Below are 12,280 nucleotides of genomic sequence, written 5' to 3'. Positions count from 1 at the left end.
GGAGACAGCGTGTCCACACACGGCGCCGACGGGCCCGCCGATCATTCGAGCGCGGCGAGCGCCCACCACCGCGCCGAACACACCGGCCGCGAATTCACCGGAAGTTATTGGGAGCAGCGGTATCACGACGGAAATTCCGCCTCCGAACCCGAAGCCAATGCCCATGTGGTCGCCGAGTTGTCCGCACTGTCACCGGGCACCGCACTGGATGCCGGGTGCGGTGAAGGCGCGGTATCGATCTGGCTGGCCGAGCGGGGTTGGCAGGTCACCGCCGTCGACATCGCCGCGACCGCGGTGTCCCGCGGCCGGGAGCGGGCGATTCGGGCCGGTACCGAAATCGCCGCTCGAATCGATTGGCACGCAGCCGATCTGACGCAGTGGGATGCGGGCGTGGAACGCTTCGACCTGGTGTGCGCGTGCTATGTGCATCCGGTCGACTCGAACGACGCGCTGTTCGACCGGCTGGCCGCCGCGGTGGCACCGGGCGGGACACTGTTCATCGTCGGCCACGCCCCGGGCGATCACCACTCCGCGGCCCACAGCGATTCGGCACACGTCCATGTGACCGCCGCGGAGATCGCCGCCGGACTGGACCCGCAACACTGGGACATCCGCCGCACCGAAACCCGGACCCGTTCGGCGATCCGTCCGGATGGTGCGTCGATCACCATGCAGGACAGCGTTTTCCGGGCACAGCGACGCTGAGCCGCTGCCACCGGGAACCGCTCGGGGGCATCAGATCCCGGAACGTTCGTGCAGCAGGAGCAACCCGTAGGCGGCGATGGTCTGGGAATCGGTGATCTCGCCGGTGCGGATCATGCGCTCCACCACCGTACGATCGAACCACTCCGAGCGCATGTCCTGCTCCTCGTGCTCACGCTCGGGTTCACCGGCACTCAGATCGGTGGCCAGATAGGCGTGTCCGCGCTGGGTCATGGTGGCCGGAGCGGCGTCGATGACACCGAGATGGGCCAGGTGACCGGCGCGCAGACCGGTCTCCTCGCGGAGTTCCCGGTGCGCCATCTCGACCGAGGTCGCGGACTGGCCCTCCGGCAGTCCACCGGCGGGAAACTCCCAACAGCGTTCGCCACGCGGATATCTGAACTGTTCGACCAGATGCAGCCGATCACCGTCGAGCGGAACGATCACCGCGAAATCCGATCTGTGCACCACACCGTAGATCCCGGTGGAACCGTCGGCGCGGCGGATACGGTCCTCCCGCACCTCGATCCAGGGATTGCGATACACGATGCGTGATCCGAGCGTTCTCACCTGTCCGCCTCCCGGTACCGGATCGGTCGAGGTCCCCATCCGAGACTACGCGGCGACACCGCATCACGGCCGCCTCGTCTCGATCGGTACTAGTCTGGCCAGGATGAGCGCATCCAGGACCGAAGCCGTCGCGGCCTCCTATGACGAAGTGGCCGAGCTGTATACGAACATCTCCCGCGATGTGATGATGAACCAGCCCGTCGATCGGGCCGTTCTCGCGGTGTTCGCCGAGCTGGTGCAGGCCGGGCCGGTCGGCACGGTGGCGGACCTCGGCTGCGGACCGGGGCGGATCACCGGACATCTGGACAGCCTGGGACTACGGGTGTTCGGGTTGGACGCCTCCGCGGAGATGGTCCGGATCGCGCGGGAGGTGCACCCGCACTTGCGATTCGAGCATGCGGCGATGGAGCGGCTGGAGGTAGCCGACGGCGAGCTGGCCGCGATCATCGCCTGGTACAGCATGATTCACCTGCCGCCGGAGCAATTGCCGGAGGTGTTCGGTGAATTCGCGCGTGCGCTGGCACCGGGCGGTCTGCTGCAGCTGGCGTTCCAGGCCGCCGACGACGGTGTCGACATGCAGCCCTACGACCACCGGGTGGCGCCGGTGACACGATGGTCGCCGAGCCGACTGACGGAGTTGCTGGGTCCGGCCGGTTTCACACCGATCACCCACTCGGTGCGTGTGGCCGACCCGGACGAACGCACACCGCACGGATATCTGCTGGTCCGCAAGTCCGGCTGATCGGGCGCGGCAGCCCGCGATTCGTGATATCCAGGGGTGATGCACGACTCCTATGACGTCGTCATCGTCGGCGGCGGCCACAACGGCCTGGTTGCCGCCGCCTATCTGGCCCGCAGCGGATTGTCGGTGCTGGTGCTGGAACGGCTGGACCACACCGGCGGTGCGGCGGTCTCGGAGCGGATCTTCCCGGGGATCGACGCACGGCTGTCGCGGTACTCGTATCTGGTCAGCCTGCTGCCGAATCGGATCGTGCGAGATCTCGATCTGCGCTTCCACACCCTGCCCCGGCGTATCTCGTCGTTCACCCCCGTCGGCGACACCGGCCTGCTGGTCGACACCGCCGACCCGGAACGCACGCGGGAGAGCTTCCGCCGGGTGACGGGCTCCGATGCCGATCATGTTGCCTGGCAACAGTTCTACGATCTCACCACCCGCGCTGCCCGGCGCCTGTTTCCGACGATGCTGGACCCGCTGCCCACCCGCGAGCAGCTGCGGCGCACGCTCGACGACACCGAGGCCTGGGACGTGCTGTTCGAGCGGCCGCTGGGCGAGAGCATCGAGGCCCGATTCGGCAACGACACCGTCCGCGGGGTGGTGCTGACCGATGCGCTGATCGGCACCTTCACCCATGCCCATGATCCGTCACTGCGGCAGAATCGCTGCTTCCTCTATCACGTGATCGGCGGCGGCTCGGGTGACTGGAATGTTCCGGTCGGCGGGATGGGCGCACTGACCGATGCCCTCGCCGACGCGGCCCGCCGGGCCGGCGCCCGATTGCGGACCTCGTGCACCGTGACCGGCATCGAGACCGACGGCAGTACAGCTGTGGTGCGGTTCGAGACCGCCGAGGACACCGGAACGGTCGCGGCACGCCACGTTCTGGTCAACGCCGCGCCGCCGACACTGGCACGGCTGCTGCGCGAACCGGGCGAGCCCACACCCGACGGCAGCCAGCTCAAGATCAATATGATGCTTCGCCGGCTGCCGGCATTGCGGGCCGATATCGACCCGGCCGAAGCTTTCTCCGGAACACTCCACCTGGCCGAGGGCTACGAACAGCTCGAACACGCCTACCGTGCGGCCGCGGCCGGGCGCCTTCCCGACGTGCCACCCTCGGAGATCTACTGCCACACCCTGACCGACCCCTCGATACTCGGCCCGGAGGCCGACGGTCGAGGTATGCACACATTGACCCTCTTCGGATTGCTGACCCCGGCAAGCCTTTTCGATTCCGACCCGGAGCATGTGCGCAGCTCGCTGATCGATTCCACGCTGCGGCAGCTGGATTCGGCACTCGCCGAGCCGATTCGCGAATGCCTCGCCATCGACGCGAACGGCGATCCCTGTATCGAGGCGAAGACCCCATCGGAACTCGAATCCGAACTCGGTCTGCCCCGCGGCCACATCTTCCACCGCGACCTGAGTTTCCCGTTCCGCACCGAGGACGCCACCACCGCCGCCGCCCGCTGGGGCGTGCAGACCGGTCACGGCAATATCTTCCGCTGCGGCGCCGCTGCCGTGCGTGGCGGCGGTGTCAGCGGAGTCGGCGGCCACAACGCGGCCATGGCGGTGCTGGAGACACTGCGCTTGGCGGCACCGGTGTGACCTCGCCGATCCGGCCGGCTCAACCGAAACTCGGGCGCACCACGGAATTGTCGGTGACACGGTAGGTGGTGAGCAGTACGCCGTTGTCGAGAACCTCGGATTCGGCGAGGGCCAGAGTGGCCTCGGGGTCGACCGATTCGAACAGCCGCACGCCGCTGCCGAGCAGTACCGGATAGACGACCAGCCGATATTCGTCGACCAGCTGATGTTCGCGCAGGTATTTCACCAGCGAGGCACTGCCGAAGACCAGCAGATCGGTATCGGTGCGCAGCTTCGTCACTGCCGCGGCCACATCGCCCTCGATGCGGTTGGCGTTCCACTCCAGCTCGGACAGCGTTTCGGTCGCCACGTACTTCGGCATCCCGTTCATCCTGTCCTTGTACGCACCCTCTTCCGGGTGCTCCGGCCAGGATGCGGCGAACATCTGATAGGTGTTGCGGCCCAGCAGCAGCGCGTCGACACCGTTCAGCTCACCGGACTTGTAGTTGGCGATACCGTCGGTCCAGAACGGCGCCGTCCAGCTCGGGTCCTGAATGAATCCGTCCAGCGATACGAATTCGGCGACGACGACTTTGCCCATGATCGATATCCGTTCCTCGTGGGTGGCCTCGGGCCGGATCGGCCGCGGCGTTCGAATATGGAGACGGGACCGGTCTCGGGAACTGATCGGTGTGGCGCCGGTTTCTTCCGTCCCGGCGGATCAGCGGACCACCGGGAGTCCGGTGTGCGGTTCGGACAGCCAGCGCAGCCAGTGCGGTCCGATGAGCGAGGCGATCTGTTCGTAGCCGGGTGCGTCGGGGTGGTAGCCGTCGCCCTCGCGCAGGTCCCGCATCCAGATGTCGTTGTGCCGCAACGGCTGATGAATTCGCAGATATGGGATCTGCTCCCCGGCGCAGATGTCGGTGAAGCGTTCGTCCAATTCCATGGTGCGGTCGTTGTGCTCGTCGTCCACACCCGGCGGTGGTGCGACCACGAGGACGGTCCAGCCGAGTTCGGTGGACCGGCGCAGTAATCGCCGCAGATTCGCCGCGGATTCCTCGGCAGGCACCCGGACGGCACCGTTCTCCCAGTAGGTGTCGTTGGTACCGAAGGAGAAGACCACGCGCGCATCGGCATCGGCGGTGAGCCGCTGGGCGCATTCGGACTCCCAGCGGGCGGCGATATCGGAAGAGGTCTGCCTGCGCACCCCCAGGTTGTAGTAGGTCAGCGGCACACCGGCCATGGCCGCACGACCCGCCAGTCGCCCGGCCCACCCCAGGCAGTGCCGGTCACCCACACCGGCAACAAGTGAATCCCCGACGAAACAGACCCGGACATCGCCTACCACCGTGTGATCCTGGCACAGGACGGGACGAATTCGGCGCGGTACCACGCGGCCCGGCGGGATGCGGCACGGCGGCGGCGCACGTGTTACCACGTGCGGCCGTATCCCGCCGGGCTCCTTCGGGACAGGCAATAGGATTGCCCTCGTTGGTCCGGGAGGGAGTTCGTATGTTGTCCGAGGCGCCACTGCCGCGCTGGTTCGTCGACCTGCTGGCGCATCGGCGGTGGATTCGCCGGACGAAACCGTTTCCCCACGTCTATGTCCGTGATGTGTTCGTCGCGGAGTTCTATCGCCGGCTGGCCGCGGAATTCGAACGGGCGCACACCGAGCGGCCGGAGCTGTTCGCCCCCGTCGCCGCGGGCTACGGCGCCAGCGGTGCCGGTCTGAGCGAACTGCGCAACGGACCGCTCGAGGTATTCCTGTCGCGGGCCTGGCACGACCTGATCGAGCGGGTCGCGGGTGTGCCGGCCACCGGCGACGTGGAGGGTTCGCTGCACCATCATCGGCCCGGAAGCCCGCGCGGCTGGCCACATCACGATCTGAGTCCGGCCTGGTTCCCCGGGCCCGAACCCGGTCCCGGAGCCATCGGGCTGCCCGGTGGCGACATCGATCTGAAGACCGGTGAACGCCCCGCCGATGTCCCGGCCCGCGAACTGGTGCGGGCGGTGGCGGTGCTGTTCTATCTGGGCAACGGCGACTGGCAACCCGGTGACGGCGGCGAGACCGCCCTGTTCGCCGACAATGCCGGCAGCTCGCCTGAACCGGCGGTTGTCGTTCCACCACTGGACAATTCGATGATCGTCTTCGAGTGCACGCCGCGTTCCTGGCACACCTTCCTGGGTGCGAACAGCACCGCCCGCAGCAGTGTGGTGATGTGGTTGCACCGCCCGAGGCAACAGGCGGCGAGTCGATGGGGAGGCGATCGCATTGTCAACTGGTGAGGTGACCGAGGGCCCGCCGACCGCGAGGCAGCGCCGGGTGTGCCTGCTGACCGGCGCGGGCGGGCGGCTGGGCGACGCCTTCTGCCGCGCCTACTACACCGATTACGACATCGTCGCGGTGTGCCGTCACCGGGTACCGGCCGTGCCCTCGCAGGAAGAGTGGTTCATCGATCCGCTCGAGCCGTGGCGCCCGGTTCCGGAGAACGCGTCCCGGATATTCGTCGTCCGCGCCGATCTGAGTCGTCCGGGCGAGGTGGAGCGCGTGGTCGATCTGGCGCTCGCCAAATTCGGCGGGGTGGATCTGCTGGTCAACAACGCGGCAATGAGCGAGTGGCATCCGAACGGCCTCGTCGACGGTGACGCGGCGCTCGACGCGCTGGCACCGCATCTCGCGATGAATGTGGAGGTGCCGCTGCGGCTGGCGACCCGGCTGGCGCAGCGCGACTGGCTGCACCGCGGCGACGAGAACCGCGCCCGCAATCGCAATATCGTCAATGTGTCGAGTCTGGCCGGTTCCGCCGTCTTTCCGGGCGGCCAGGCCGTCTACTCCGTCTCCAAGGCCGCGTTGGATCAGATGACCAGGCATATCGCGGCCGAATTCGCCGAATTCGGGGTGCGGGCGAACGGCATCGCCCCCAATACCTTTCCCGCGCTCGTGCCGACCGAACTGGTCGCGGCGGCGATCGCCGAACTCGACGCCGCGACCGTGACCGGCGAGGTCTTCGGCGTGGGCAGCGACGCCAGGACCACCGCACCGGGCGCCGAGCCCGCGGTGGCACATCCGGCACCGCATCGATGACGACACCCCTGGGCGGCGCGCTCACCAGCGAGAACACCGGAAACCGCGTGTTGCCGACAGTTCCTTTCCCGGCCTCCTGCATACTCACAGGCGAGCTGACCCTGGGACCGACGCCGCTCCCTCGATCCGAAAGTTTCGATACGACATGCGTGTAGACGGGCGGGAGATTCCCGTCTCCGGCAGTCTGCTGCAGCCGCGGATCCGGCGCACGAACGACATCATTCGGGTGGTTCTGTCGGCTCTGCTGGTGGCGCTGGTGGTGGCCGGATCACTGATCACGCGGCCGCGCTGGGAGGCCCTGGAGCGATCGGTCTCCGATATCGTCGGGTTCCTCACGCCCGAGCAGTCCAACCTGGTCTATCTGCTCTACGGCATCGCGATTCTCGCCCTGCCGTTCGCGATCCTGGTCCGCCTGATCTTCCGGATGCAGTGGAAGCTGCTCAGCGGATATCTCGCCGCCGGGCTGATCGCGGTGCTGCTGCTGTCGATCACCGAATCGGGTATCTCCGCACCGCAGTGGCATCTGGAGGTGCCACGGCAGCTCGATACCTTCCTCTCCCAGTTCCTCGACGATCCGCGCTGGATCGCGATGCTCGCCGCGGGTCTGACCGTGGCCAGCCCGTGGCTGCCGGCATCGTGGCGGCGCTGGTGGTGGTTCCTGCTGGGCGCGTTCGTCCCACTGCACCTGTTCGTCAGTCTGGTGGTGCCCTCGCGGGCGATGCTGGGCCTGGCCGTCGGCTGGTTCGTGGGAGCGGTGATCGTGCTGGTCGTCGGCACGCCCGCACTGGAGGTGCCGCTGGAGGCGGCCGTGCGGGTGCTGGCCGGACGCGGTTACACGGTCACCGCGTTCACGGTGCTGCGCCCCGCGGGGTCGGGTCCGCTGCTGCTGAGCGCCGAAACGGGACCGCATCGCCGACTGGTGGTGGAGCTGTACGGCCAGAATCAACGCAGCTGGGGAATGCTGCGCCAGTTCCGGCGCTGGCTGACCTTCCGCAGCAGTGAGCGCGCACCCGCCTTCGCGTCGATGCGGCGTGCGGTCGAACACCGCGCGCTGATGGGTATCGCACTCGCCGATCTGGAACTGGCCAGCAACAAACCACTGACCGTGGCCGCGCTGAGTCGCGGCTGGACACTGTATGCCCACACCGAGCCCAAGGGCCGGGCGCTGGCGGCCACCGACAGCGAGGTGGTGCTGGGCAATGTCTGGCGCGCACTGCAACAGATGCACCGCGATCAGGTCTCGCACGGTGATCTGCGGGCCGAGGCGATCCACGTCGCCGAGGGGCGGGTGCTCTTCGGCAATTTCATGGCCGCGGAATTCGGCGCCTACGAGACACGTTTCGCCACCGACATCGCCCAACTGCTGTTGACGGCCAGCGCGTTGTTCGGCGCCGAATCCGCGGTGCGCACCGCCATCGATGTACTCGGACAGCAGTGTGTGGTCGACGCCTCCCGGCGCGTCACCAAGACCGGAATCGGCGACCAGGTCCGGAAATCGGTGCCCGAGGCCGGCGAACTGATGAAGGCCGTGCGCGCGCAGGTGCTGGAACAGACCGATGAGGACCGGATCGAGGCAGCCCGGATCACCCGGTATTCGCGCAATCAGATCATCCAGCTGGTGCTGCTGGTCGGCCTCGTCTACGTGGCCTATCCGTACATCAGCCAGGTGCCGACCTTCTTCACCGAACTGCGCACCGCGAACTGGTGGTGGGCGCTGCTCGGACTGGCGATCTCCGCATCGACCTATCTGGGCGCCGCCATGGCGCTGTGGGGCTGTGCCGGGGAATCGCTGAATTTCCGCAATCTCCTGGGCATGCAGGTCGCCAATACGTTCGCCGCGACCACGACCCCGGCCGGCGTCGGCGGTCTGGCACTGAGCGTGCGCTTCCTGCAGAAGAGCGGATTGGGCGCGGTGAAGGCGACCGCGGCGGTGGCGCTGCAGCAGCTGGTACAGGTGATCACCCATGTGGCGCTGCTGATTCTGTTCAGTGTGGCCGCCGGTGTCTCGGCGAATCTGTCGCATTTCGTGCCGAGCGCGACGGTGTTGTATCTGCTGGCCGGTGGCCTGCTCGGGGCCATCGGCGCCGCCATGTTCATCCCCACCGTGCGGCGCTGGCTGCGCACCGAGGTCCGGCCGCAATTGGCGGAGGTGGTCGGCGAACTGCGGACATTGGCGACACGTCCGGTGCGCCTGCTGATGATCGTGGGCGGCTGTGCGACCACCACGCTCGGCGCGGCCGGGGCGCTGTGGGCCGCGATCGAGGCCTTCGGCGGCACCACCACCTTCGTGACGGTCACCGTGGTGACCATGATCGGCGGCACGCTCGCATCGGCCGCACCCACTCCGGGCGGGGTGGGCGCGGTGGAGGCCGCGCTGATCGGCGGGCTGGCCGCCTTCGGTGTGCCCGCCGCGATCGGTGTACCGGCGGTGCTGCTCTATCGCGTGCTGACCTGCTGGCTGCCGGTGTTCTGCGGCTGGCCGCTGATGCGCTGGCTCACCAGGAACGACATGATCTGACCTCGGGGAGCACGGAAAGTACTGCGGCGCCGGGACAACGGGCCGCCGGACGAATATCCGGCGGCCCACCCCGCGTATCGATTCGGCCGGACAAGCCCGGCCGGCGCCTCAGCCCGCGTTGTCGGCGTACTCCTTGCGCAGCTGGACCTTGACCACCTTGCCGCTGGCGTTGCGCGGCAGTTCGGGGACGATCACCAGATCCTTGGGATGCTTGTAGCGAGCGAGGTTCTCGTTGAGGAACCCGTTGAGCTCCTCGAGGGTCAGCGTTTCACCGTCGAACAGTGCGACCACCGCCACCGGCACCTCACCCCACTTCTCGTGTGCGCGGCCGACCACTGCCGCCTCGTGGATCTTCGGATGCGCGAACAGCACATTCTCCACTTCGGCACAGTAGATGTTCTCGCCGCCGGAGATGATCATGTCCTTCTTGCGGTCGACCACCCAGACGAAGCCCTCCTCGTCCTGGCGAACCAGGTCGCCGGAATGGAACCAGCCGCCCGCGAAGGCCTCGGCGGTGGCTTCGGGCTTGTTCCAGTAACCCTGCATCATGGTCGGGCCGCGGTAGACGATCTCGCCGATCTCGCCCGGTGCGACATCGTTCATCTCGTCGTCGACGACGCGGGTCTGGATGGTGGGGATCGGCTGTCCGACCGAACCCAGTTTGCGCAGCGCGTCCTTACCCTCGAGCACACAGGTGATCGGCGACATCTCGGTCTGGCCGAAGACAGCGACGTTCTGTGCGTCCGGGAAGCAATCGGCCATCGCGCGCAGCACCGTCTCCGAGGCCGGGGCGGCACCCCAGCTCAGCGTCTCCAGGGCCAGTTTGCGCGTTGTGACCGACGGATCCTCGCAGATCAGCTGCCATTGCGCGGGCACGCAGAACGCGGTGGTGGCCTGTTCGGCCTCGATCGCGTCCAGGAATTCGGTGGCATCGAACGCGCCCAGCGGGTGCAGCACGGTCTTCGATCCCAGCATGAACGCCGGTGCGAGAGCGCCCAATCCGGCGATGTGGAACAGCGGTGACGTGCAGAAGCCGATGCTGTCCGGTGTCGTGTTCATGGCCCGGATGCAGGTGAGCGCCTGGGAGTTCAGGTTGGCGTAGGACAGGATCGCGCCCTTCGGGCTGCCGGTGGTACCCGAGGTGTACATGATCAGGGCCGGGGTGTCTTCCGGAACATCCTGCGGCACATGAGGTTCGCCGGTCTCGGCCAGGAAGTCGTCGTAGCCGATGACGCCGTCGCCGGTGACGCCGCCGATGACGACGCAGGTCCGCAGCTGCTCGCTCTGCGCCATCACGCCCGTGGCCAGCGGCTGCAGCAGCGAGTCGGTGACGATCGCGGCGGCGCCGGAGTCGGACACGATGTAGGCGACCTCGGGCGGGGTGAGCCGGAAGTTGACCGGGACCGCGATCGCACCCAGGGCATTGATACCGAAGACCGCCTCGAGGTACTCGGTGTAGTTGAGCGCCAGGATCAGCACCCGGTCACCGACACCGACACCGCGGCGGGCCAGCGAGTCGGCGAATTTCAGCGAGCGCTCGTGCAGCTGCTTCCAGGTGGTGTCCCGGCCACGGAACCGGACCGCCACAGCGTCCGGTCGCATCAGTGCGTGGGTGGCGATCTGGTTGTTCCAGTGATTGCGCCGTGACCGGATGGGTTCGGCGGTCTGGACACCGGTGGTCATGCAGGAACTCCTCTCGGCCCGTCACAATTCGTCCACCGGATGGCCCGATGGCGTCGTCGACGGCTGAACCAACTGCGAGAATAGCAACTAACTTTTTCCCGTGACAAGGGTTACATACGAGAATCCCCGTTCACCATCCGACTGCCTGATCAGACATCAGAGCGCCCTCTGCCAGGTGATTTGATCGAATCTGCGCCACGGACGAGGTTCCGGCACATCCCATACCTGAAGCAAACTGCCACTCACATCCTGTTGTCTCCGGTGCTATCGGCATGCCAGTATCGAGCGCATCCGGGTGCGCCTGGGCTCGCCCGCGGGGCCCGTCGCACCCTGGGCGCGGGGGTCCTGCCACCGCTACCGATCCGTATCGCGGGCAGGAGGACGACAGATGTTGCGCACCAGATTCACCGAGATGTTCGGTATCGAGCACCCGATCGTGCAGGGCGGCATGATGCACGTCGGCCGGGCCGAACTCGTGGCGGCGGTGGCCAACGCCGGTGGCCTCGGCTTCATCACCGCGCTCACCCAGCCCACTCCCGATGACCTGCGGCGCGAGATCGAACGCACCCGCGAACTCACCGACAAGCCGTTCGGTGTCAACGTCACGATCCTGCCCTCGATCAACCCGCCGCCGTACGAGGAGTACGCGCAGGCCATCATCGAATCTGGCGTGAAGATCGTCGAGACCGCCGGTAGCAACCCCGAGCCGTTCCTGCCTCATTACAAGGCGGCCGGTATCAAGGTCCTGCACAAGTGCACCAGCGTCCGGCACGCGCTCAAGGCGCAGAAGATCGGTGTCGACGGCGTCAGCATCGACGGTTTCGAATGCGCCGGCCATCCCGGTGAGGACGATGTGCCCGGCCTGATCCTGATCCCCGCCGCCACCAAGGCACTCGAGATCCCGATCATCGCCTCCGGCGGTTTCGCCGATGCCCGCGGCCTGGTCGCCGCGCTGGCGCTGGGCTCCGACGGTGTCAACATGGGGACCCGCTTCCTGTGCACCGAGGAGTCACCGGTGCATCAGAAGGTCAAGGAGCAGATCGTCGCCCACACCGAGCGCGACACCCAGCTCATCTTCCGCACCATGAACAACACCGCGCGAGTGGCGAACAACGAGATCAGCCGCAAGGTGGTCGAGATCGAGGCCGCCGGCGGCGTATTCGAGGATGTGCGCGAACTCGTCGCCGGCGCGCGCGGCCGCGTCGTCTTCGACGAGGGCGATCTGGACGCCGGCATCTGGTCCGCGGGCCAGGTCCAGGGTCTCATCGACGACATCCCCACCTGCGCGGAACTGATCTCGCGCATCGTGAACGAGGCCGAGTCGCTGATCAATTCGCGCCTCGCCGGCATGGTTGCCTGAGCGAACGGCAACCCGCGAGCCACGGTCGGACACGGT

At 67.2% G+C, this 12,280-nt stretch carries 11 protein-coding genes; 7 read left to right on the top strand and 4 right to left on the bottom strand.

Going from position 1 to position 12,280, the window contains the following annotated elements; translation table 11 throughout:
- The first annotated feature begins 9 nt into the window (after positions 1 to 9).
- The gene (locus AB0L57_RS07550; protein ID WP_364958639.1) at positions 10 to 705 is read left to right on the top strand and encodes a class I SAM-dependent methyltransferase; all 696 of its coding nucleotides are present in this window, start codon (positions 10 to 12) and stop codon (positions 703 to 705) included.
- A 30-nt stretch (positions 706 to 735) separates the two neighbouring features.
- Here the strand turns inward: AB0L57_RS07550 and AB0L57_RS07545 are convergent, their stop codons facing one another.
- The gene (locus AB0L57_RS07545) at positions 736 to 1,311 is read right to left on the bottom strand and encodes an NUDIX hydrolase (RefSeq protein WP_364958637.1); all 576 of its coding nucleotides are present in this window, start codon (positions 1,309 to 1,311) and stop codon (positions 736 to 738) included.
- 64 nt (positions 1,312 to 1,375) lie between these two features.
- On the opposite strand from AB0L57_RS07545, the gene AB0L57_RS07540 reads away from it, so the two are divergent.
- Both AB0L57_RS07540 and AB0L57_RS07535 read left to right on the top strand, forming a co-directional pair.
- A complete protein-coding gene (locus AB0L57_RS07540; protein ID WP_364958635.1) occupies positions 1,376 to 2,014 on the top strand; it encodes a methyltransferase domain-containing protein in 639 nt (212 codons plus the stop codon).
- A gap of 39 nt (positions 2,015 to 2,053) precedes the next feature.
- Positions 2,054 to 3,619, top strand: coding sequence for an NAD(P)/FAD-dependent oxidoreductase (locus AB0L57_RS07535; RefSeq protein WP_364958633.1), 1,566 nt, complete (start codon positions 2,054 to 2,056; stop codon positions 3,617 to 3,619).
- Positions 3,620 to 3,638: 19 nt separating this feature from the next.
- Here the strand turns inward: AB0L57_RS07535 and AB0L57_RS07530 are convergent, their stop codons facing one another.
- Together AB0L57_RS07530 and AB0L57_RS07525 are read right to left on the bottom strand one after the other, a co-directional pair.
- Positions 3,639 to 4,199 (bottom strand): dihydrofolate reductase family protein, encoded by a 561-nt coding sequence (locus tag AB0L57_RS07530; RefSeq protein ID WP_364958631.1) that lies wholly within the window; start codon positions 4,197 to 4,199, stop codon positions 3,639 to 3,641.
- Between the two features lie 120 nt (positions 4,200 to 4,319).
- Positions 4,320 to 4,946 (bottom strand): GDSL-type esterase/lipase family protein, encoded by a 627-nt coding sequence (locus AB0L57_RS07525; RefSeq protein WP_364958630.1) that lies wholly within the window; start codon positions 4,944 to 4,946, stop codon positions 4,320 to 4,322.
- A gap of 164 nt (positions 4,947 to 5,110) precedes the next feature.
- On the opposite strand from AB0L57_RS07525, the gene AB0L57_RS07520 reads away from it, so the two are divergent.
- The 3 genes from AB0L57_RS07520 (at position 5,111) to AB0L57_RS07510 (ending at position 9,201) form a co-directional block, all read left to right on the top strand.
- Positions 5,111 to 5,884, top strand: coding sequence for a 2OG-Fe(II) oxygenase (locus AB0L57_RS07520; protein ID WP_364958628.1), 774 nt, complete (start codon positions 5,111 to 5,113; stop codon positions 5,882 to 5,884).
- Between the two features lies 1 nt (position 5,885).
- The gene (locus AB0L57_RS07515) at positions 5,886 to 6,683 is read left to right on the top strand and encodes an SDR family oxidoreductase (protein WP_364958626.1); all 798 of its coding nucleotides are present in this window, start codon (positions 5,886 to 5,888) and stop codon (positions 6,681 to 6,683) included.
- A 145-nt stretch (positions 6,684 to 6,828) separates the two neighbouring features.
- Positions 6,829 to 9,201 (top strand): lysylphosphatidylglycerol synthase transmembrane domain-containing protein, encoded by a 2,373-nt coding sequence (locus AB0L57_RS07510; RefSeq protein ID WP_364958623.1) that lies wholly within the window; start codon positions 6,829 to 6,831, stop codon positions 9,199 to 9,201.
- 108 nt (positions 9,202 to 9,309) lie between these two features.
- Here the strand turns inward: AB0L57_RS07510 and fadD5 are convergent, their stop codons facing one another.
- Complete coding sequence (gene fadD5, locus AB0L57_RS07505) at positions 9,310 to 10,884, bottom strand: fatty-acid--CoA ligase FadD5 (protein ID WP_364958621.1); 1,575 nt, start codon at positions 10,882 to 10,884, stop codon at positions 9,310 to 9,312.
- Positions 10,885 to 11,272: 388 nt separating this feature from the next.
- Here fadD5 and AB0L57_RS07500 point away from each other — a divergent pair, with 388 nt between their 5' ends.
- Positions 11,273 to 12,244: a nitronate monooxygenase family protein gene (locus AB0L57_RS07500; RefSeq protein WP_364958620.1), complete on the top strand. Its 972-nt coding sequence runs from the start codon at positions 11,273 to 11,275 to the stop codon at positions 12,242 to 12,244.
- The last annotated feature ends 36 nt before the right edge of the window (positions 12,245 to 12,280 follow it).

Origin of the sequence: Nocardia sp. NPDC052254, assembly GCF_040679495.1 — a bacterium.
Taxonomy (GTDB): Bacteria; Actinomycetota; Actinomycetes; order Mycobacteriales; family Mycobacteriaceae; genus Nocardia.
This window is presented reverse-complemented; position numbering and strand designations above follow the sequence as displayed.